Origin of the sequence: Aeromonas encheleia (assembly GCF_900637545.1) — a bacterium.
GTDB lineage: Bacteria > Pseudomonadota > Gammaproteobacteria > Enterobacterales > Aeromonadaceae > Aeromonas > Aeromonas encheleia.
Window position 1 is genome coordinate 825,001 of the sequence record NZ_LR134376.1, and the last position, 21,234, is coordinate 846,234.

Consider the following 21,234-nt stretch of genomic DNA (forward strand, 5'->3'; position numbering starts at 1 on the left):
CATGTGTAGGATAGGTGGGAGGCTTTGAAGGCGTGACGCCAGTTGCGCTGGAGCCGTCCTTGAAATACCACCCTTGTATGTTTGATGTTCTAACGCAGGGCCCTGAATCGGGCTCGCGGACAGTGCCTGGTGGGTAGTTTGACTGGGGCGGTCTCCTCCCAAAGAGTAACGGAGGAGCACGAAGGTTGGCTAATCCTGGTCGGACATCAGGAGGTTAGTGCAATGGCATAAGCCAGCTTAACTGCGAGACGGACAGGTCGAGCAGGTACGAAAGTAGGTCATAGTGATCCGGTGGTTCTGAATGGAAGGGCCATCGCTCAACGGATAAAAGGTACTCCGGGGATAACAGGCTGATACCGCCCAAGAGTTCATATCGACGGCGGTGTTTGGCACCTCGATGTCGGCTCATCACATCCTGGGGCTGAAGTCGGTCCCAAGGGTATGGCTGTTCGCCATTTAAAGTGGTACGCGAGCTGGGTTCAGAACGTCGTGAGACAGTTCGGTCCCTATCTGCCGTGGGCGTTGGATGATTGAAGGGAGTTGCTCCTAGTACGAGAGGACCGGAGTGAACGAACCTCTGGTGTTCGGGTTGTCACGCCAGTGGCACTGCCCGGTAGCTAAGTTCGGAATCGATAACCGCTGAAAGCATCTAAGCGGGAAGCGAGCCCTGAGATGAGTCATCCCTGACCCCTTGAGGGTCCTAAAGGGCCGTTGGAGACCACAACGTTGATAGGTGGGGTGTGTAAGCGCGGCGACGTGTTGAGCTAACCCATACTAATTACCCGTGAGGCTTAACCATACAACACCCAAGAAGTGTTCTAAGGCTTGTAGCAAATCGAAGAACTACTACCTAATTCAGTGATAGCGAAGCCAACAGGCAACTCGTTATTCACGTCAGCTTTCTAGATTAAGAATTTGCCTGGCGGCCATAGCGCCGTGGAACCACCTGATCCCATGCCGAACTCAGAAGTGAAACGCGGTAGCGCCGATGGTAGTGTGGCATTCGCCATGCGAGAGTAGGACACTGCCAGGCACCCAATTGAAGAAGCCCGCTCAATCGAGCGGGTTTTTTTATTGCCTGAAATTGGCCATTTCAGCGCTGATTTGTTTCTAAACCAGCGAATGCCCAGGTCATCTGTTTCGCACAATGACCCGTCGTTTACCCATCTGCTCACCTGATGAACCCTCTTTCTGGTATCTGCTGCCACCTCGTTACCTCGCTGCTGACCCTCATATCGTCTGGCTATGCCTTCCATTTATGCTCACTATTGCCGTTATTGGGGGGTGACAAGGCGGGCTGGATCCATAGACTGTGTGTTTCATCGGCAAGGGAGCTGTGTATGTTGGGGATCCACGATCTGGCGTTGTTTATCGTATCTGGCTTGCTGTTGAACATGATGCCTGGGCCAGACTCCCTGCTCATCATGTTGCGCAGTGGCTCGCAGGGTTGGCGAGCAGGCTCGGTGGCGGCGCTGGGGATAGGGACTGGCACCATGGTGCACGTGCTGGCGGCGGCCCTGGGGCTGTCGGCTCTGCTGAGTACCTCGGCCGAACTGTTCGTGGTCATCAAGTTGATGGGGGCACTCTATCTGGTCTATCTGGGGATTTCCCTGCTCAGGCAAGGCGCAACGTCCCCTGCGACGACCGAGCCAGCGGTGACGCTGCCTGCGCTCTCCTATGGGCGGATCTTCCGGCAAGGCCTGCTGACCAATGTGCTCAATCCCAAGGTAGCGCTCTTCTTCCTCGCCTTTGTCCCGCAGTTCATTGCCCCAGATGCACCACAGAAGGCGCTGGCCTTCATCCTGCTGGGCTGTATCTTCAACCTCAACGGCATGATCTGGTGCCACCTACTGGCCTTCTCGACCGCCTATGCGAGCCGCAGGGTACGCCTGCCTGCCCGGTTGGGGCGCTGGCTCAACCGCTTGATGGGGGGCTTGTTTATCGGGCTCGGCATCAAGTTGGCGACGGAGTAAATCGCGGCCATAGAAAAAGGCGTATCCCATCGCTGGAATACGCCTTCGTCTGCACTGCAGCAAGGCTGATCGGGAGATCAGTTCATGCCGTAACGCTTGAGTTTCTTGCGCAGGGTACCACGGTTGATGCCCATCATCACGGCGGCGCGAGTCTGGTTACCACGGGTGTACTGCATGATCACGTCCAGCATGGGCGCTTCGACTTCGGAGAGAACCATATCGTACAGATCAATCACTTCCTGACCGTTCAACTGGGCCAGGTAGTTACGCAGGGCCTGTTGCACAGAGTCACGCAGGGGGCGCTGGGTCGGCTCGGCAGCGTGATTGTGAGTAGTTGTTACCAATGCATCAGAAGTCAGGGTTTGTTCGAACATATTCGGTCGGCTCTTTAGTTATGCGAGTTATGCGTTAACCTAATCCATCGAAATACACTTCAAGTGCCGTCAGCTGTGCATCTGCACAATCCAGGGCATTGAAATGTTTACGGAATTCTCGGCCCGTCTCTTCTTCATCCAGATACCAGCCCACGTGTTTACGGGCAATGCGCGCTCCCAGATATGCACCGTAAAACTGGTGCAGGTTGGTAACATGCTCGTTCATCAGGGTGCGAACCTCTTCCCTGTCGGGAGGCGGCAGCTTGGTGCCCGTCTCAAGAAAATGACGGATTTCCCGGAAAATCCAGGGTCGTCCTTGCGCAGCACGGCCGATCATCACGGCGTCGACGCCGGTATAGTCGAGGACATACCGGGCCTTCTCCGGGCTGTCTATGTCGCCATTGGCGACAACAGGAATCGATACGGCCTGCTTAATCGCCCTGATAGTGTCGTACTCCGCTTCCCCCCGGTAGAGGCAGGAGCGGGTACGACCATGCACGGCAAGGGCCGCGATACCGCAATCTTCGGCGATTCGGGCGATCTCCTCGCCATTGCGGTTATCCGGATCCCATCCTGTGCGGATCTTCAAGGTGACAGGCACCTCCACTGCATCCACCACGGCCCGGCAGATGGTTCTGACCAGATCGGGTTGGCGCAGCAGGGCGGAGCCTGCCAACTTCTTATTCACTTTTTTTGCAGGACAACCCATGTTGATGTCGACGATCTGAGCGCCCTGCTCCACGTTGTAGCGGGCGGCAAACGCCATCATCTCGGGGTCGGCTCCGGCAATCTGGACCGATCGCAGTCCGCTTTCGGCAGAGTGATCCATTCTCATCCTGGTTTTCTGGGTATCCCAGACATCCGGGTTGGCCAGCAGCATCTCGGAAACGGCCATGCCAGCGCCCAATCGTAAACAAAGTTCACGAAATGGTCGGTCTGTTACACCGGCCATGGGAGCCACAATCAAGGGAGTTTCAAGCGTGTGGGGACCTATCTGCATTCCACGGTTACCATCGGCTTAGGGCGGCGTATATTACGCATTTTTTAGTCAGGAGAAAAGGTTAGTATTTGAGCGTCAGCCACTTTTTTCTGAAAAAAACGTCGCGCCAAGGCTTGCAAATTCAGGAGTGCTTGAAAATCAGGCAGATTGTCCGGGAGCATACTCGGGGTCAAATGAGTGAGGGACTCATTCATTTGTCTGTCTCCCTCCGCTGCGGGTTTGCGTTATGATAGCGAGCCTGAATCGAGCAAAGGCTCCACACAATTTTATTACAAACAGAAATTGGGGATGTATGACGTCAAGGTTCATCAAATCGCTCTGTCCGTGCCTGCTGGGAGCCATGCTGGGCTCGGCCCAGGCGCAGACCGTCAGCTTCACTGAGGCCTGGAGCCGGGTCATCCAGCAGGATGACGGACTGGCGGCAGAGCAGGCCGGGGTGGAGCGGGCAGAGCAGCTGCGCGAGGCGGCCAAGGCCATGTACCTGCCCAAGGTGGACGTGGGGGCCAGCTACACCCACCTCGATCAGCCGATGGAACTCGACATGCTGGATCTGAACCCCATCGCCAACCATCCCGAATTTGGCAAGGTGCTGGGCCCCGTCATGCAGGCGCTCAACCTCAGCCCCAGCGACTTCGTCACCCCCCTGACCAAACAGAACGTGGTCACCAGTTCGGTCAAGATGCTGTGGCCGCTGTTCGTCGGCGGGCGTATCGATGCGGCCCAGGACATTCGCCAGGCCCAGGTGAGCGAGGCGCAACAGCTGCTGGTGCTCAAGCAGCAGGCCAGCTTCGAGAGCCTCTCCCAGACCTACTTCGGGGTGGTGCTGGCGGCGCAGGTGGTGCAGACCAAGCAGGAGATCGAGCAGGGGCTGGCCCATCATCTGGATCATGCCCAAAAATTGGAGGCACAGGGCCAGATCGCCAGGGTCGAGCGGCTCTCCGCCCAGTCGGCCTATGACAGGGCCCGCATCGATACCCAGAAGGCAAGACGCAGCCTGGAGATCGCCCAGCTGGCGCTCGGTCACATGCTCAAGATCAAGCAGGCGGAACCCAACAGCCGGCTCTTCATCAACGAGAACATGCCCCAACTCGATCCCTTCGTGCAGGAGACTCTGACGGTGCACCCCGGCCTCAAGCTGCTGGCGGCCAAGAAAGAGCAGGCGCAGGGCATGATCAAGCTGGAGAAGGGGAAGTACGCTCCCGAGCTGTTCCTGTTCGGCAACTACAACCTCTATGAGGATGACTCCATCGTCTCCAAGACCACGCCGGACTGGCTGGTCGGGGTCGGGGTCAGCATGCCGCTGGTGAGCCGTGATGGCCGCTCCGAGACGGTGCAGGCGGCCAAGAGTGCCGAGCTGCAGGTCAACCTGCTGCAGGCCAAGACCCGCCAGGATCTGGAGCTGCTGGTCGAGAAGACCTGGCGCGAGGCGGCGCAGGGGCTGGAGGAGTACCACTCCCTCTCCTCGACCCAGGCATTGGCCGAGGAGAACGTGCTGCTGCGGGACAAGGCGTTCGGCCAGGGGCTCTCCACCTCGCTGGATGTGGTGGATGCCCGCAACCAGCTGGCCGGGGTCAAGACCCAGCGCGCCGCCGCCGCCTATCAATACGTGATCTCCCTGGCCCGCCTGTTGGCGCTCTCCGGTCAGATGAACAGTTTCAATCAATATCAGCATGCTCAGGCGACAGAGGTGAATTCATGAGTCATCCCCCCATCAAGAAGAAGATGAGCCAGGGCAAGCCGCTGTTGTTGCCGCTGGCCCTGGTGCTGCTGGTCATCTGGCTGGGCTGGCGTTTCTGGCTGGCCTATCAGCCGGAGCCGGTGCGCTTGCAGGGCCAGATCGAGGCGCAGCAGTATTCGGTCTCCTCCAAGGTGGCGGGGCGCATCGACGAGGTGCTGGTGAAGAAGGGAGATCAGCTGGCCAAGGGTCAGCTGGCATTCACCCTGGCCAGCCCCGAGATCGAGGCCAAGCTGAGCCAGGCCAAGGCCGGACAGGCGGCGGCCGGCGCCATGGCGCAGGAGGCGGAGAAGGGGGCGCGGGCCCAGCAGATCGCGGCGGCCAAGGATCAGTGGCAGCAGGCCAGGACGGCGGCCCAGCTTCATGGCAAGACCTATGAGCGGATCGCCAACCTGCACCGGGAAGGGGTGATGCCGCTGCAGAAACGGGACGAGGCCTGGACCGCCTGGCAGGCGGCCAAATACAGCGAAGGCATGGCCTGGCAGCAGTATCAGATGACCCTGGAAGGGGCGCGGGAGGAGACCAAGGTCGCGGCCCGCGAGCAGGCCAAGATGGCGGCCGGCTCGGTGGCCGAGGTGGAGGCCTATCTGGCCGACACCCGCATCGCCACCCCCCATGCCGGCGAGGTCGCGCAGGTGTTGCTGCGCAGTGGCGAGCTGGCACCGCAGGGCTTCCCCGTGGTGACCCTGCTCGACATGGAGGATGCCTGGGCCCAGTTCCACGTGCGCGAGGATCTGCTGCCCCGCTTCCAGGTCGGCACCGAGTTCGATGCCAGCCTACCCGGGTTGGGGGCGCAGACTGTGCGCTTCAAGGTCACCCACGTGGCGATGATGGGGGACTTCGCCACCTGGCGTGCCACCGACACCCGCCAGGGCTTCGACATGAGGAGCTTCCAGGTGGAGGCGCGCCCCTTGCAACCGGTTGAAGGGTTGCGGGTCGGCATGAGCGTGCTGGTCGAACTCTGATGCGGCGCGAATGGCGGCTGCTGTGGCAGGATCCCTTCAGCCGGGCCCTGATAAGCTGGATCCCGCTGCTGCTGATCGGGCTGCTGTGCTGGATTTTCTCGGCCGGGCTGGCGCGGGATCTCAAGGTGGGTCTGGTGGATCTGGATCGCAGCGCGCTCTCCCGTCAGCTGGCATTCTCGCTGGATGGCTCCGCCGGTCTGCGCCTGAGCGATCAGTTTGACTCCATCGACGAGGGGGCCAGGGCGCTGCGCGGCGGCGACGTCTATGCCCTGGTGGTGATCCCCGCCCATCTGGAGCGGGATGCGCGGGAGGGCACCCAGCCCAAGGTGACCGTGTTCAACAACGGCCAGTTCATCCTGATCGCCAAGCTGGTCAACGCGGCGCTGGCCCAGGTGGTCGGCACCCTCAACGGCCAGGTCGGCGTGCTGGCGGCTATGGCCGATGGCAAGGCGCTGCCCGGCGCCCTGGGGCAGTCCGTCCCCATCGCCAGCCAGGTCACGGCGCTCTACAACATCAACTCCAGCTACGCCCAGTTTCTGTTGAGTGCCCTGCTGCCGGCGGTGTGGCAGATCTTGGTGGTGCTCTATGGCATCAACGCCCTGGCCCGGGCCGATCGACTCGGCCTGGACTGGACCACGCAAGGGGTCTGGTTCGGCCTCTGGCGCACTCTGTTGCCTCATGTACTCATCGGGTGGGTCTGGGGGCTGGCGTGGAGCCTGCTGCTGTTCAGGGCGCTTGGCTATCCCATGCAGGGGAGCTGGCTGGTGTTAACGCTGGGTCTGGGGCTGGCCTCGGCCGCCTGCGTCAGCATGGGGGCCTTCTTCTATGGCGTCATCCGGGATCCGGCCCGCGCCCTGTCGCTGGCGGGCGCCTACACGGCCCCCGGCTTCGCCTTCATGGGGGTGACCTTCCCGGTCAGCGCCATGGGGGACTTCGCCCAGTTCTGGCGCAGCCTGCTGCCCATCTCCCACTATGTGGAGCTGCAGGTCGGGCAGGCGAACTACGGCCTGCCGCTCGATGCGGCCCTGCCCCAGTTCGGGGCCCTGCTGTTGTTCCTGCTGCCGCTGTTACTGGTGGTACGGCGCTATCAACCGCAGGCCCAGGCCGCCCGCCAGCTGGCCGCTAAGGAGCCGGAACTATGATGGGTTTCTGGGATCTGGTGCGTCTCGAGCTGCGTACCCTGCTGGCGGACCGCGCCATCATGCTGACCCTGTTTGGCGGCGTGTTCTTCTACTCCTTCCTCTATCCGCAGCCCTATCTGCACCAGTTGCCCCGGGAAGAGGCGGTGGTGGTGGTCAACGATGATGGCAGTCAGCTCTCCCGTCAGCTGGAGTTCATGGCCGATGCAACGCCCCAGGTGAAACTGGTGGCGCGGGTCGGCAGCCTGGAGGAGGCCCGTCAGTGGCTGTTGACCGGCAAGGCGAGCGGGATCCTGCACATTCCTCGCCATTTCTACCGGGATCTGATGCTGGGCAAGAGCGTGACCCTGAGCTATGCCGGCGATGCCTCCTATTTCCTGGTCTATGGCACCATCGCCGAAGGGCTGGCCCAGGCGGGGGGCACCCTGGCGGCCGGGATCAAGGTGGCGCGTCTGCTCAGCCAGGGCGAGGCGCTGCTACAGGCGGCCATGGGGTGGAATGCGGTGGGGCTCAACGTGCTGCCGGTCTTCAACCCCAGCATGGGTTATGTGAACTACGTGGTGCCGGCGGTGTTCGTGCTGATCCTGCACCAGGTGCTGCTGATGGGGGCCAGCATCCTGGGGGCGACCCAGAACCAGCGCAGCGCGCGCGGGGAGTCCGGTTACTGGCAGAAGGTGCCGGTGCTGCCTCTGCTGCTGGCCCGCACCCTGGTGCTGGGGGGGCTGTTCGTGCTGCCCGTTAGCTACTTCTTCGGCTTCTGTTTCGACTATTACGGCATAGCCCGCACCGCCGAGCCGGCCGAGCTGTGGCTGTTCATCCTGCCCTTCCTGCTGGCGACCACCTTGCTGGGCATAGTGCTGGGGGCGCTGTTTACCCGCCGTGACTTGCCGACCCAGGTGGTGCTGGTCTCATCACTGCCGCTGGTTTTCCTCGCCGGCTTCATCTGGCCGCTGGAGCTGATCCCGACGCCGCTCAACTGGCTGGCCCAGTGGGCGCCGAGCACGCCGGCCATCGAGGGACTGCTGCGCCTGAACCAGATGGGGGCCGATTTTACTCAAGTGGCCCCTTACTGGTGGCAACTGTGGGGCCTGACGCTGCTCAACGCTCTGCTCGCTTGTTGGTTGCTGGCGTGGCGCCAGCGACAGACCGCCGAGACCAAGATGAAAACGGTCAGCTGAGGCTGACCGTTTTTTTGGGCGGACGGGCTCAGCTGCGCTGCAGGTCGGGGTCGCCGATGGCGTAGATCTGGCCGAGAGTCTGCTCGTCAGTGAGCAGTCGCAAACCCTGAATGGCCACATCCTGGCGTCTGACCAGACCGTGTACCTCTTTCCCCTGACTCAGCACGGCCTGGCCGGTGGCCTCGCCATCCTGTAGTCCCGCCGGCCGCAAGATGGTCCAGGCCAGCGTGCTGCTCTGCAACCAGCTCTCGGCCAGGCTCTTCAAGCGCACCTCGTGACCGAAGGCCGTTCTGGCCCGCTCTGGCAGATATTGCCAGCTGTCGCCGCAACCGAGCGAGGTCACCAGCAGCAGGCGCTCGAGCCCGGCCTGCTCCATTCCGTCTATCACATGGCGGTTGCCCTGATAGTCCACCGGCTGCGGCTGGCGAAAGCTGCCGAGGGTGGAGACCACTTGCGCTTCGTTGCCTGCCAGGATGCAGGCGCGAGTGACGGCAGCCGGATCCAGGGCATCCCCCTCGAGGACCTCGACCCCGAGCGCGCGCAGCTCGGCCGCCGCCTCCGGGTTGCGGACCAGGGCCAGGACCCTGTGCCCCTGGCGCAGGGCCTGATCGGTGAAGGCGCGGCCCAGCCCGCGGCTGGCTCCGAAGATGAGTGTGGTTGGCATGAGAGATCTCCCTTGGACAAAAGGGCTAGCCTAGGGGCTCGACGGCGCTATGTAAATGAGAGTTGTTTCTATCTGTGAGGGGCGGGGGGAAACGACGGGCCGGGCGTCGCTGACGCCGGCCCTTGGGGATCAGCCGTTGTAGTGACCTATGCTGGGGCGGCGGCTGGGGCCACTCAGGTGGATATCCACCGGATTGAACGCCTTGATCGCCTCGAAGCTGAAGTCGCCGATGGCCTGGTGCAGGCTTTGGGGGCTGTGGTTGGTGATGATGATGACGCTCTTGGAGAGGTTGCGACGACGGCGCAACAGGTGGCCGAGGAAGCTGGACTGGCTCTCCGCCATCTTGGTGCGGTTGGCGGCCACCTCGTCGATGATCAGCAGATCCACCTCTTCCAGCGCGCGGCGGTACTGATTGCGCTCCTCCTGATCCTGGATCACGTTGAAGAACAGCCGGTCCACCACTGAGGCCCACTGCTGGAAGATCACCGATTTCTGATGCAGGGCGATCAGCTCATGGGCCACGGCGCCCGCCAGGGTGGACTTGCCGGTGCCATAGTCGCCGTAGATGAGCATGCAGCCGCCGCCGCTCTTCTCCCAGTGCTCGAAGCCGCTGATGAAGTAGCGGGCCGTCTCCATGGGGTATTGCAGCGCCGGATCGGTGGCGTCCATCTTGTCGAATATCCAGTCCGGGTTGAGGTCGGCCTGGGCGATCAGCTTCTGGATCCGCTCCTGGCGGGCCGTCTTCTGCAGCTCGCGCACCTCGGCGTTGGCCTTGGCGTCATACTCCTTGCGCAGGGTCTCGTAGTCGTACTGGCTGCCGCCGGTCTGGGCCTGCAGGCGGCGAATGCGCTCGAGCAGGCCGCCCACGTGCTGGCTCAGCTCGGGATCGTGGATACGGAGGTCCTGTTTGGCTTTCGCTTTGGCGATCCTCTGGCGCTTGGCCTCGATCTCCTCCAGCTCCTGGCGCAGGGGATCGTGCGGGTCAGTCATGGAAGGCTCCTTCTGCTGGGGCTGGGTTGGCAAGGGGCTAATAGTGCCTGTTGCGGGCGTTCGGGATCAATCATTATCCGGCTCCTGGGTCTGGGCCAGGCGCTTGGCCTCTTCGATCATCTCCTGTGCCCGCTTGCTCGGGCCAGACTCGGCGGGGGCAGGCGTGACCTGTTGATAGCCCGCCACCACCATCGGCTGACGACGGGCGTAGCGGCGGCTCTTGAGGGCTCGGATAAACCTGAGCATCCACTGATGCTGGGAGTCGAACACCTCGGGGCGCCCCAGCCAGTAGGCGATGAATTCCCCCAGATCCTCTTCGTTGTAGCTGGCGTCGATCACCCCGCACAGGCGGGCGAGGGCGGGCAGCTCCTCATCCGGTCGCCACTGCAGGTGCATCTGGAAGGGGCGCTCCGGCAGCGGGCTGCGCACCCGCTGGCTCAGTAACGGCAGCTGGAACGGGCTCTGATGGTAGTGCTCACTGTCGGGCTGGGCCTCGACCTGCAACAGTCCTGCCTCCATCAACTCGTCGAGCAGCTCGGTCAGCTGGCGGGCATTGACCTGAAAACAGAAGCCGCTGGGATCGGTGGGATCCACCACCGCCAGCGCCCGCCCCAGCTCGGGGTAGTTGAGCCTGGCCAGCTGATTTTCCAGCACCAATCTGCGCAGCTGCAGGGTGTAGAGGCTGCGGGCCGGGTGGGACAATCTGGGATGGGCGAGGGCGCTGTATTCGGCTGGAGTCATGGTGTTCTTCACGGGCTGGAGTGAGGGCATTATCCCTCATGGCGGAGTCGCATACAATTCATGGCTGGCCTGCATGATGAGGCGGTGAGTCAATGGGGGGGGGCCCCACCGGCTTGCGCTTGCCTGCGAGGGCCGCCGCTGATTGAGCCAGAAAATATTGGCGAAATAATTCGATAATTTCAAATGGTTGGAAAGCATCACCCCGGTTTCGGCTGACTGGCGGCGAGATCGGGCTGGCTAAATTGACCGCGCTTGGACTAGGCTTAATACTCAAATAACCGTTTGACTAATAAGAGCTTTGTCAAGATGTCAGAAGCCGGACTACGGATCTTGGTGGTAGAGGATGAGGCGGTTTTTCGCCATTCGCTGGTCACTTATCTCGAGCATGATGGGGCCTGTGTCTTTCAGGCCGAAGACGGGATCGAAGGCCTCTCCGCCGCCGCGTTATATCACCCCGATATCGTATTATGTGACCTGAACATGCCCAACATGGATGGGCATGAGGTGATCGCCTGCCTGACCGCCCGCTATCCGGACGTGCCCGTCATCGTCATCTCGGGCCAGGACAAGATGGAATCGGTCGAGCGTGCGCTGCGGGCGGGCGCCAGGGATTTCTTCATCAAGCCGGTGTCCGATTACAGCCAGATCCGGCGCAGCATCGATCAATGCCTGACGGGAAGCCTGCACCAGAGCCAGCAGCTGGAGCTGATGGATCACATCGATTTTTTCCGGGCTCACGACAGGGCCTCCAGCCGGTTGCTGGCCTGGCTGACACCGCCGGGTTTGCAGGAGTGGGGCCCCTGGCAGGTGACCTTCGCCGGCATGGGCAACCTCTTCATTCCCGACACCTTCAAGCTGGATGACAAGTTGCTGGTGCTGGTGATGGAGCTGCCGCTGCTCGGGATGGATGCCGCCTTCTGCGGCGCCCTGGTGCGCTCCTTGATGAATGGGCCCTATCGCCAGTTCCAGCAGCAGGAGAGCCTGCTGCTGACCCAGCCGCACCGTCTGCTCGACTACCTGAATCTGCAATTGCTCGAATCGGGCCTGCGTCACTCCTTCGCCATGGCGGCGCTGCTGTTCGATCAGGAAGATGGGCTGGTATTTGCCAATGCGGGCCTCACCTCGCCCCACTGGCTGATGCGCTCGGGAGGATTGCCGCTCGGACTGATGCGCAGCACCCGCTATGCGCTGCACAGGCGCAGCTGGCACGAGCCGTTCGAGCTGCAGTTTCGCAGCGATAGCGGCAGCGCCTTGAAGATGCAGGTTCGCCATCACTGACCCAGGAAGACGAAAACAAGGAGGGCGCCCACTGGGCGCCCTCCTTGTTTTATTCAGTCTGAACCTATTAGACGGTGGCAGACTGCAGTTTTTTGTCTTGCTCGTCGGACTCTTTGGCCGGACCCTCGGCACCGTGCATCCAGTAGACCAGGCGATTGGCCATGGTCAACAGGATCAGCGCGCTGATCACGGCGGCGATGGCGATGCCACCGAAGATGGCGATGGCACCGGACTCACCGACGAAGGAGCCGACGAAGCCGGCGATGTAGTTGGCCAGGGCGACGAAGCCGAACCAGGCACCCATCATCAGGGAGGCCAGACGCAGCGGCGCCAGCTTGGTCACCATGGAGAGGCCGATCGGAGAGAGGCAGAGCTCACCCAGGGTGTGGAACAGATAGGCACCGACCAGCCAGAACATGGAGGTCTTGACGGCCTGATCACCACCTTGCTCCAGCACGGCACCGATCATGAACAGGAAGCCCACGGCCAGGAACAGCAGACCCATGGCGAACTTCACCGGGGAGTTCGGCTCTTTGCTGCCGAGCTTGATCCAGATGGCCGCGACGATCGGTGCGAGCGTGATGATGAAGAAGGGGTTCAGGGACTGGAACCAGGCGGTCGGCACTTCGAAGCTGCCGATCATGCGGTCGGTATATTCCTGCGCGTACAGGTTCATCAGGCCACCGGCCTGCTCGAAGCCAGCCCAGAAGATGATGGTGAACAGACCCAGCACCAGGATGACCTTGATGCGATCCACTTCCTGCTTGGTCAGCGGCGCTTTCTGCTCCTTGGAGCGTTGCTCGGCGGCGCGTTGGGCGGCCGGCACACGGCCGATGTCACCCAGGAAACGCTGAGCCATGGTGGCCTGGACTACCAGGGAGAGCAGCATGCCGATACCGGCGCTGACGAAGGCAGCCTGCCAGCCATAGGCAGTGGCGGCGGCGCCGCAGATCACACCGGCCAGCAGGGAACCCAGGTTGATGCCCATGTAGAAGATGGTGAAGGCACCGTCACGGCGATGGTCACCTGCCTGATAGAGGTCACCCACCATGGTGGAGATGTTCGGCTTGAACAGGCCGTTACCCAGGATCAGCAAGCCAAGGCCCGCATAGAAGACGGTGTTGACCATGTCGGGGAACATGGCGTGCGGCAGGGCCAGGGTGAACTGACCGGCGGCCATCAGCACGGCACCAAACAGGATAGCGCGACGCTGACCCAGGAAGGTATCTGCCAACCAGCCACCGATGATCGGGGTGATGTAAACCAGACCGGTATAGATGCCATACAGCTTGAGGGCGTTGGCCTGGGTCCAGCCCATGCCGCCATTGGCCGTCATGTCAGTCAGATAGAGGACGAGCACGGCACGCATGCCGTAATAGGAGAATCTCTCCCACAGTTCGGTACTAAAGAGCAAAAAAAGCCCTTTAGGGTGACCTAAAAAGGTCCCTTTGGACGGATTATTCATTGGAACTTCCACCTGTGTCTTATATTTTTTTAGGAATTTTATGCAAGGGCTAGGAACAAGCCTTATTCCTTATAAAACAAGCGTGATTGAATTACAATGAGAGGTTTTAGGGATAATTTATCTATCAATGGTTGAATATTTGTTTTTAAAATGAAAAATGGGCATCAAATGATGCCCAGTTCTTTATTCTATCAATGTCGTAAATATTCAGGTATTACAACTGTTTGACGAACTGCTTCAGCCAGGCAGTAAATTCACCATTCAGTTCCGAGTGGCGCACTGCATATTCCACGTTGGCTTTCATATAACCCATCTTGCTGCCGCAGTCGTGGCTGCGACCCTTCATGAAGTAGGCGTTGACCTGCTCGTGTTCCATCAGCATGGCGATGGCGTCGGTCAGCTGGATCTCGTCGCCGGCACCGGCGGGGGTCTTCTCCAGCAAGGGCCAGATGTTGGCGGAGAGCACATAGCGGCCGACCACGGCGAGGTTGGAGGGCGCCTCATCGCGCGGCGGCTTCTCGACGATGGCCTGCATCGGCAGTGACATGCCGGCACTCAGTGCCTCGCCCTTGATGTCGGCGATGCCATACTTGTCCACTTCGCTCTCGGGCACGGCCTCTACCATGATCTGGCTGATTTGTCCTTCTCCGAACAACTGCACCATCTCCGCCAGGTTGTCCTGCTTGAGATCGCTGGCGACCTCGTCGATCAACACATCCGGCAGCAGCACGGCAAACGGCTGATCGCCGATCAGCGGACGGGCGCAGAGCACGGCATGGCCCAGCCCTTTGGCTTCACCCTGACGCACGTGCATGATGGTGACGTCCTTGGGACAGATGTGCTGTACCTCCTCCAGCAGTTGCCGCTTGACCCGTTTCTCCAGGGTCGCTTCCAGCTCGAAGCTCTTGTCGAAATGGTTCTCGATGGAGTTCTTGCTGGAGTGAGTCACCAGGATGATCTCCTTGATGCCGGCGGCGATGGCCTCGCGCACCACATACTGGATCAGCGGCTTGTCGACCACCGGCAGCATCTCTTTAGGGATGGCCTTGGTGGCCGGCAGCATGCGGGTGCCCAGACCGGCGACGGGGAGAACGGCCTTGCGTACAACGAGCGGTGTCTTTTTCATGGAATGAGTCCAAAGGTACAAAGTGAGCTCATGATACCCGAAGAAAAATAGGGCAGCCACCGGCTGCCCTCATAACGAAACGGCTCTTGATCGGTTACTTGACGATAATCATGTCCCGATTCGCATCCAGGGTGGCTGGCCCTATGCCGCTTACCTCCGCCAGCTGATCCACCGAGGTGAACTTGCCCTGCTTCTCGCGATAGTCGACGATGGCCTGGGCCTTCTTCTCGCCGATCCCTTTCAGCTCCGCGAGTTCAGCTGCGCTGGCGGTGTTGAGGTTGATCTTGCCAACCTCCTTGGCGCTGGTGACGGTCGTGGCGGGCTTGGCCGCCGGCTTGTCGGCGGCGAGCACAGGCTGGCTCAGCAGGGGCAGTCCGCTCAGCAACAGGGCGGCGATCAGGGTCTTTCTGTTCATGGTTTCACATCCTTGTATGGTGCCGTATGGCTATAGAAAACTAGTCGAGCTGCGCCATTTTTTGTCTGTCATTTTTTACACTTTATAAGTCAGTGCAAACGGCTATAAGCCAGATAGAGCTGAAATAGGTACACTGGCTAACCATTTGAGCGAGATATCTTTTCTATGTTCTTACCCGTCATTTCCGAGCTGGAGCCCATCGCCCGCGCTGCCGGTGAGGCCATCATGGCCATCTACCATCAGCCCTTTGCGGTGGAGTACAAGGCCGACGAGAGCCCGCTCACCGCCGCCGACAAGGGGGCCCATGAGGTGATAGTGCAGGCGCTGGCCAGATTGACGCCGACTATCCCGGTGTTGTCCGAGGAGTCGGACGCCGAGACGATGCAGGCCCGGCTCGGCTGGTCCCGCTACTGGCTGGTGGATCCGCTGGATGGCACCAAGGAGTTTGTCTCCCGCAACGGTGAGTTCACGGTGAACATCGCGCTGATCGAGGATGGCAGGCCGGTCTGGGGCCTAGTCTATGCCCCCGTGCCCGACCGGCTCTGGTACGGCGGAAGGGGCCTGGGCGCCTGGCGCATCGACGGGGGGAGGACTGTGGCGATCAAGACCTGCCCCCATGCGGATGGACAAGCCTGGCGGGTGGTGGGCAGCCGCAACCACCTGTCCCAGGCGACCCTGGATTATCTGGCCCGCTTTGGTGACATAGCGCGAGGCGAGATAGAGCTGGTCTCCATGGGCAGTTCGCTCAAGTTCTGCATCATCGCCGAGGGGGACGCCGAGCTCTATCCGCGCCTCGCCCCCACCTGTGAATGGGATACCGGGGCGGCGCAGGCGGTGCTGGAGGGGGCGGGGGGCTCGGTGACCCGCCTCGATGGCTCAGTGCTCGAGTACAACAAGCCGGATATCCTCAATCCCTGGTTTGTGGCGCGGGCCTGAGCATTTCACCAACGAGGGGCTGCAGAGGTAAAAAGGCCGGACATTGTCCGGCCTTTTGCATTTTCTATCGCGGGTGCGAGTGGGTCTGAACTCAGAACACCTTTTTGTAGGGCTTGATGGTGACCCTGGCGCAGACGCCTGCCGCCACATAGGGATCGGCATCGGCCCAGGCCTTGGCCTCGGTCAGGCTGGTGAATTCGGCGATCACAGTGCTGCCGGTGAAGCCCGCATCGGCCGGATCCTCGGCGTCGATGGCCGGGTTGGGGCCGGCGGTCAGCAGGCGCCCCTCATCCTGCAGCGCCTGCAGACGGGCCAGGTGAGCGGGACGGGCCAATTTACGCTGGGGCAGGCTGCCCGCGGCGTCTTCGGAGTAGATCAGATACCACATGAGAGAATCCTTTTCTGGTTGCGGTTATTTTTTCTGTTCTGCTTTCTGCTCGGCCGGCATGTGGCGATAGAGATAGACGCCGCTCAGCAGGGTGAACACCAGCGTCATGCCCAGCAGGCCAAACACCTTGAAGTTGACCCACATCTCTTGCGACAGGTTGAAGGCCACATAGAGGTTGAGCAAGCCGCAGGCGGCGAAGAAGCCGACCCAGCCGAGATTGACGTTGTCCCAGACGCGGTCGGGGGCCTGCAGCTCCTTGGCCAGCATCTGCTTGATGAGGTTCTTGCCAAAGCCGTAGCGGCTGATGAGCAGCGCGAGGGCAAACAGCACGTTGATGACGGTCACCTTCCACTTGATGAAGGTATCGTCATGGAAGAAGACGGTGAGGCCGCCGAAGAAGCCGACCAGCAGGAAGGTAAACAGCTGCATCTTCTCGACCTTGCGATAGCGCACCCAGCTGTAGAGCAGCTGCAGGCCGGTGACGGCGACCAGGGCGCCGGTGGCGGTATAGATGTCGTAGAACTTGTAGACGGCAAAGAACACGATCAGGGGAATAAATTCAATAAACTGCTTCATGCTGGGCTCATTAACCTCAAAATTTCACTCAGTGTACCTGCCTGTTAGGCAACGGCAAATGAATAAGACCATCCGGATTGCCGTCGGTTCCACTCTATCTTTATGCCAGCTCCAGACCCGCCACCGGCGGTTGTCAGGGCCGCGCCGGGCGTCTGCGATTTAGTCAGGCGGTCGTGTCAAACAGCTGGTTTGCAACGGCCTGACCCAGCCGCCGCTGATCCGCCAGCAGCTCGCGAATGTGCCGCTCCTCGATCAAGGGGTTGAGCAGCACGGCGCGCAGCAGGGTGAGCGGCTGGCTGCCATAGCGCCCCACCGCCCGCTGGGTGCGGGAGACGAAGCTGTGGCCCTCGGCCCGCTGCGCCTTCTGCAGCGCCACGTTGAAGGCGTTGATCTGCTCGTTGGCCGCCTCATCCAGCGGCTTGCCTTGCAGGTGGGGGGGAATGCAGCGATAGGAGAGCAGGTTCATCACCGGCGCCGACATCAGCTCGAAGGCCGGATCGGCCTCGATCAGAGCGGCCATCAGCCGTGCCCGGTCGTAGTTGGCCTCGATGAGCGCGGCATAACCCTGTTGGCCCAGCAGCTGGAAGGCGGCGTCCAGATAGAGTGCATTGGCGGGGCGGGTGCCCTCCAGGGTGAAGCGGCCCTGATCGAAGGAGCTGGCGCGGATGGCGTAGGGAGCCTCCCGCTTGACCGTCATCATCAGATCCGGCTGGCGGCAGAGCAACATGCCGGTACCGAGCGGCACCAGCAGCTGCTTGTGGCCGTCCAGGGTCACGGTGTCGGCCCGCTCTATCCCCGCCAGCAATTCCTGGTAGCGGGAGGAGTAGAGGGTCGGGCCGCCCCAGGCGGCATCCACATGCAGGTGAATCCGCTCGCGGGCCGCGATGGCCGCGAGCTCGGGCAGGGGGTCGATGGAGCCAAAATCCGTGCTGCCGGCCACGCCGACCAGGGCCAGCACCTTGAGCTTCTGTGCCTTGCACCGGGCCAGCGCGGTCTCGAGGGCCGCGATGCTGAGCCGGTTGTCGGCGTCGGTATCGAGCCGCCAGACGTTGCCGGCGCCCAGCCCCAGCAGATCCATGCCCTTGTCGAAGGAGTAGTGCATCAGCCGCGAGCCCAGGATCACGGCGCCGCGGTAGCCCTGCTCATAGAGGGCGAACAGGTTGTCGCCACAGGCCCGGTTGCGGGCCAGCCAGAGGGCGGTGACGTTGGCGATGGTGCCGCCGCTGGTCATGACGCCGAGGGCCGCATCCTTGGCGTGCATCTGCGCCTCGTAGAAGTCATCCCCCCCGCGATAGATGAGGCGGTGCAGCTTGGCCAGCACCTCCCGCTCCAGGAAGCTGAGCAGGCGGGAGGACTCCATCTTCATCGGATTCTGGTTGAGCATCACCAGCAAGCGGGAGAGCTCGGCGGTGAAGGCCGGTAACGGCGCCGTCATGTGCCCCATGTAGCGTGGGGAGGTGAGATGAGAAGCGCCGGGCACCAGGGTGGCCAGCCGCGCCAGATAGGCTTGGGTGCTCATGCCCACGGCGGGCATGCGGGACTGATCGAGCTGATGAACGAAGTGATCGCGCTGGTAGGGAGCCTGACTGTCATCCGAGTGATGGAAGGTCTCCAGCAGGGCCGTCATGGCCTGGCCGAAGGCAGGATCCGGTTGTGTAAAGAATTCAGTCAGCTTCATCAGGTTCTCCAGACCAGGGTGCCGGGCAGACGCGGCCAGGCTTGTGCGTCGGCCGCAGAGCATACACCAAAGGAACAGGGGGGGCAGCCCTCTCCTGGCGACGGCGAGTCCCTGGCAGGCAGCGCCTTTATTTTTGAGCTAACACTTGTAGCCTGAAATCAGGGCCGCTAGAGTGAGCCGAGTCTGGACAGGAGTATCTGATGAGTGATGTGACGGGTTATTCCCCACGGGAGGAGTGGGCCAACCGCCTCAGCCACGGGCTGGGGCTGCTGCTGGGGATCCTCGGTCTGATCCTGCTGCTGCACAAGGGCTGGGATCAGGGCCCCCAGGCGCTGCTGAGCTACGGCCTCTATGGCGCCAGCCTGGTCCTGCTCTACCTCGCCTCGACGCTATATCACAGCATGGGTTCGGGGGCGGCGAGACGCTGGTGCAAGGTGTTCGATCACTGCGCCATCTACCTGCTGATCGCCGGTACCTATACCCCCTTCCTGCTGGTGGCGCTCGATACCCCGCTGGCACAGGGGCTGATGGTGGTGATCTGGGCACTGGCCCTGGCCGGGGTGGTGTTCAAGCTGCTCTTCATCAACCGCTTCAAGCGCCTGTCCCTGTTCACCTACCTGATGCTGGGCTGGCTGTCGCTGGTGGTCATCTATCAGCTCTACCTCCACCTGGCGGGAGAGGGGCTGTTGCTGCTGGGGATAGGCGGGCTTATCTACAGCCTGGGTGTCATCTTCTACGTGGCGAAGCGGATCCCCTATAACCATGCCATCTGGCACCTGTTCGTGCTGGGGGGCAGCCTCTGTCACTTCGCGGCCATCTATGGCTACGTCTAACCCTTAGTTGGTATTTCTTGGCGTACGAAAGCCTCAATTCGTGCGGCATCACACAGTTGGCCCCCGCATTTGCTGACAAGCTAGGGACAGTTCGGCTTGCAAAGGATGCACACAATGAGTGAGATCGCGCTTTCCATCAGCATGTTGTCGCTGGTGGCGGTGCTGGGACTCTGGCTGGGGAACTGGCGGGTCTATGGCGTGGGGTTGGGGATCGGCGGGGTGCTGTTTGGCGGCATCATAGTGGGTCACTTCGCAGGCCTGTCCGGCTTGCAGTTAAATGAGCAAACACTTCATTTTATTCAAGAATTTGGCCTGATCCTGTTCGTCTACACGATCGGTATCCAGGTCGGTCCCGGTTTCTTTTCCTCCCTGCGTAGCTCGGGGCTCAAGCTCAATGGCTTCGCCGCCCTGCTGGTGCTGCTCGGCTGCGTGGTGGCGGCGGCCCTGCATCAGCTGTTCGATGTGCCGCTGCCGGTGATCCTCGGGGTCTTCTCCGGCGCCGTGACCAATACCCCTTCGCTGGGGGCCGGCCAGCAGATCCTGGCCGAGCTCGGGGCCGATCCGGACATGACCGGGCTGATGGGCATGGGCTATGCGGTGGCCTACCCGTTCGGGATCTGCGGCATCTTGCTCACCATGTGGCTGATTCGCATGTTCTTTCACATCAAGATCGACGAAGAAGCGGCCGCGTTCGAGCAACAGGCGGGCAAGACCAAGGAGAGCCTGCAGACCATCAACATCGCGGTGCGCAACCCCAATATGCATGGCCTGATGCTGCGCGAGATCCCGAGCCTGGATGAGGCCGACGTGATCTGCTCCCGCCTCAAGCGCGACGATGAGCTGATGGTGCCTAATCCGGATTCACGCATCCAGCTCGGCGATCTGCTGCACCTGGTCGGCGAGCGCCATGCCCTGCACAAGGTGCTGCTGGTGCTGGGGGAGGAGGTGGAGACCTCGCTCTCCACCCGGGGCACCGAGCTGCGGGTCGAGCGGGTGGTGGTCACCAACGAGCAGGTGCTCGGCAAGCGGATCCGGGATCTCGACATCAAGCAGAAATACGATGTGGTCATCTCACGGCTCAATCGGGCCGGCATCGAGCTGGTGCCGACCAGCCAGACCAGCCTGCAGTTTGGCGACATCCTCAACCTGGTGGGGCGGCTCGAGGCCATCGAGGCCGTCACCAGCGTGGTCGGCAACGTGCAGCAGAAGCTGCAGCAGGTGCAGATGCTGCCGGTGTTCATCGGTATCGGCCTTGGGGTGCTGCTCGGTTCCATTCCCTTCTACCTGCCGGGCTTCCCGGCGGCGTTGAAACTGGGGCTGGCGGGGGGGCCGCTGGTGGTGGCGCTGATCCTGTCGCGCATCGGCAGCATCGGCAAGCTCTACTGGTTCATGCCGCCGAGCGCCAACCTGGCGCTGCGCGAGATCGGCATAGTGCTGTTCCTGGCGGTGGTGGGATTCAAGTCCGGGGCCGGCTTCATCGACACCCTGATCAACGGCGATGGTCCGGCCTGGATGATGTACGGCATGGCGATCACCCTGATCCCGCTGCTGGTGGTCGGGGTGCTGGCGCGCCACTATGGCAAGCTCAACTACCTCACCCTGTGCGGCCTGCTGGCGGGCTCCATGACGGATCCTCCCGCCCTGGCCTTCGCCAACGGCATGCACCCCACCAGCGGGGCCAGTGCCCTGTCCTATGCCACCGTCTATCCGCTGGTGATGTTCCTGCGAATCATCTCGCCCCAACTGCTGGCCATCCTGCTCTGGGCCGGGGTCTGAGCAC

General features: G+C 61.7%; 20 protein-coding genes and 2 rRNA genes (1 of these 22 only partly in view). 11 read left to right on the top strand and 11 right to left on the bottom strand.

All coding sequences use genetic code 11. The annotated features are described in order from the left end of the window. The 3 genes from EL255_RS03970 to EL255_RS03980 form a co-directional block, all read left to right on the top strand. Positions 1–799, top strand: a 23S ribosomal RNA gene (locus tag EL255_RS03970) (it extends 2,091 nt beyond the left edge of the window). A gap of 119 nt (positions 800–918) precedes the next feature. After that, positions 919–1,033: ribosomal RNA gene (gene rrf, locus EL255_RS03975) — 5S ribosomal RNA — on the top strand. A gap of 307 nt (positions 1,034–1,340) precedes the next feature. Further along, entirely contained in the window at positions 1,341–1,973 is a 633-nt protein-coding gene (locus EL255_RS03980; protein ID WP_042655053.1) for a LysE family translocator, read from the top strand. 77 nt (positions 1,974–2,050) lie between these two features. Here EL255_RS03980 and fis read toward each other — a convergent pair whose 3' ends face one another. After that, positions 2,051–2,347, bottom strand: a complete 297-nt coding sequence (fis, locus tag EL255_RS03985; RefSeq protein ID WP_005309538.1) for a DNA-binding transcriptional regulator Fis — start codon at positions 2,345–2,347, stop codon at positions 2,051–2,053. Positions 2,348–2,381: 34 nt separating this feature from the next. Beyond that, positions 2,382–3,347 carry a tRNA dihydrouridine synthase DusB gene (dusB, locus tag EL255_RS03990; RefSeq protein WP_042655054.1) on the bottom strand — a complete coding sequence of 322 codons (966 nt, stop codon included), beginning with the start codon at positions 3,345–3,347 and terminating at the stop codon, positions 2,382–2,384. Between the two features lie 292 nt (positions 3,348–3,639). On the opposite strand from dusB, the gene EL255_RS03995 reads away from it, so the two are divergent. The 4 genes from EL255_RS03995 to EL255_RS04010 are packed head-to-tail and all read left to right on the top strand — an operon-like array spanning position 3,640 to position 8,364. Beyond that, positions 3,640–5,046 (top strand): TolC family protein, encoded by a 1,407-nt coding sequence (locus tag EL255_RS03995; protein WP_042655055.1) that lies wholly within the window; start codon positions 3,640–3,642, stop codon positions 5,044–5,046. Then, positions 5,043–6,047: an HlyD family secretion protein gene (locus EL255_RS04000; RefSeq protein WP_084228435.1), complete on the top strand. Its 1,005-nt coding sequence runs from the start codon at positions 5,043–5,045 to the stop codon at positions 6,045–6,047. Before EL255_RS03995 ends, EL255_RS04000 begins: the two co-directional genes overlap by 4 nt. After that, on the top strand, positions 6,047–7,189 hold the full coding sequence (locus EL255_RS04005; protein ID WP_042655056.1) for an ABC transporter permease: 1,143 nt from the start codon (positions 6,047–6,049) through the stop codon (positions 7,187–7,189). The genes EL255_RS04000 and EL255_RS04005 overlap by 1 nt, the downstream gene beginning before the upstream one ends. After that, positions 7,186–8,364: an ABC transporter permease gene (locus tag EL255_RS04010; RefSeq protein ID WP_042655057.1), complete on the top strand. Its 1,179-nt coding sequence runs from the start codon at positions 7,186–7,188 to the stop codon at positions 8,362–8,364. Before EL255_RS04005 ends, EL255_RS04010 begins: the two co-directional genes overlap by 4 nt. 28 nt (positions 8,365–8,392) lie before the next feature. On the opposite strand, the gene EL255_RS04015 is transcribed toward EL255_RS04010, so the two are convergent. From EL255_RS04015 to EL255_RS04025, 3 genes are all read right to left on the bottom strand, one after another. After that, positions 8,393–9,028 (bottom strand): NAD(P)-dependent oxidoreductase, encoded by a 636-nt coding sequence (locus EL255_RS04015; RefSeq protein WP_042655058.1) that lies wholly within the window; start codon positions 9,026–9,028, stop codon positions 8,393–8,395. Positions 9,029–9,157: 129 nt separating this feature from the next. Next, positions 9,158–10,018 (bottom strand): DnaA ATPase domain-containing protein, encoded by an 861-nt coding sequence (locus EL255_RS04020; RefSeq protein WP_033132261.1) that lies wholly within the window; start codon positions 10,016–10,018, stop codon positions 9,158–9,160. Between the two features lie 66 nt (positions 10,019–10,084). Next, the gene (locus tag EL255_RS04025) at positions 10,085–10,759 is read right to left on the bottom strand and encodes a DnaT-like ssDNA-binding domain-containing protein (RefSeq protein WP_042655071.1); all 675 of its coding nucleotides are present in this window, start codon (positions 10,757–10,759) and stop codon (positions 10,085–10,087) included. A gap of 306 nt (positions 10,760–11,065) precedes the next feature. On the opposite strand from EL255_RS04025, the gene EL255_RS04030 reads away from it, so the two are divergent. Next, positions 11,066–12,037: a response regulator gene (locus EL255_RS04030; protein ID WP_042655059.1), complete on the top strand. Its 972-nt coding sequence runs from the start codon at positions 11,066–11,068 to the stop codon at positions 12,035–12,037. A 67-nt stretch (positions 12,038–12,104) separates the two neighbouring features. Here the strand turns inward: EL255_RS04030 and EL255_RS04035 are convergent, their stop codons facing one another. The 3 genes from EL255_RS04035 to EL255_RS04045 form a co-directional block, all read right to left on the bottom strand. Further along, complete coding sequence (locus EL255_RS04035; RefSeq protein ID WP_042655060.1) at positions 12,105–13,502, bottom strand: peptide MFS transporter; 1,398 nt, start codon at positions 13,500–13,502, stop codon at positions 12,105–12,107. A 214-nt stretch (positions 13,503–13,716) separates the two neighbouring features. After that, positions 13,717–14,628, bottom strand: a complete 912-nt coding sequence (gene galU / locus EL255_RS04040; protein WP_042655061.1) for a UTP--glucose-1-phosphate uridylyltransferase GalU — start codon at positions 14,626–14,628, stop codon at positions 13,717–13,719. A gap of 94 nt (positions 14,629–14,722) precedes the next feature. After that, positions 14,723–15,043 carry a ComEA family DNA-binding protein gene (locus EL255_RS04045; protein ID WP_042655062.1) on the bottom strand — a complete coding sequence of 107 codons (321 nt, stop codon included), beginning with the start codon at positions 15,041–15,043 and terminating at the stop codon, positions 14,723–14,725. A gap of 165 nt (positions 15,044–15,208) precedes the next feature. Between EL255_RS04045 and cysQ the strand changes: the two genes are divergently transcribed. After that, positions 15,209–15,979, top strand: coding sequence for a 3'(2'),5'-bisphosphate nucleotidase CysQ (cysQ, locus tag EL255_RS04050; protein ID WP_042655063.1), 771 nt, complete (start codon positions 15,209–15,211; stop codon positions 15,977–15,979). Between the two features lie 91 nt (positions 15,980–16,070). Here the strand turns inward: cysQ and EL255_RS04055 are convergent, their stop codons facing one another. The 3 genes from EL255_RS04055 to EL255_RS04065 all read right to left on the bottom strand — a co-directional run bounded on the left by EL255_RS04055 (position 16,071) and on the right by EL255_RS04065 (position 18,621). Next, entirely contained in the window at positions 16,071–16,367 is a 297-nt protein-coding gene (locus EL255_RS04055) for a YciI family protein (protein ID WP_042655064.1), read from the bottom strand. 24 nt (positions 16,368–16,391) lie between these two features. Further along, positions 16,392–16,943 (bottom strand): septation protein A, encoded by a 552-nt coding sequence (locus tag EL255_RS04060; RefSeq protein ID WP_042655065.1) that lies wholly within the window; start codon positions 16,941–16,943, stop codon positions 16,392–16,394. 163 nt (positions 16,944–17,106) lie between these two features. After that, positions 17,107–18,621 (bottom strand): pyridoxal-dependent decarboxylase, encoded by a 1,515-nt coding sequence (locus tag EL255_RS04065; protein ID WP_042655066.1) that lies wholly within the window; start codon positions 18,619–18,621, stop codon positions 17,107–17,109. Positions 18,622–18,821: 200 nt separating this feature from the next. On the opposite strand from EL255_RS04065, the gene trhA reads away from it, so the two are divergent. Further along, on the top strand, positions 18,822–19,454 hold the full coding sequence (gene trhA / locus EL255_RS04070; RefSeq protein ID WP_042655067.1) for a PAQR family membrane homeostasis protein TrhA: 633 nt from the start codon (positions 18,822–18,824) through the stop codon (positions 19,452–19,454). Positions 19,455–19,568: 114 nt separating this feature from the next. Further along, positions 19,569–21,230 carry a putative transporter gene (locus EL255_RS04075; protein WP_042655068.1) on the top strand — a complete coding sequence of 554 codons (1,662 nt, stop codon included), beginning with the start codon at positions 19,569–19,571 and terminating at the stop codon, positions 21,228–21,230. Positions 21,231–21,234: the final 4 nt, after the last annotated feature.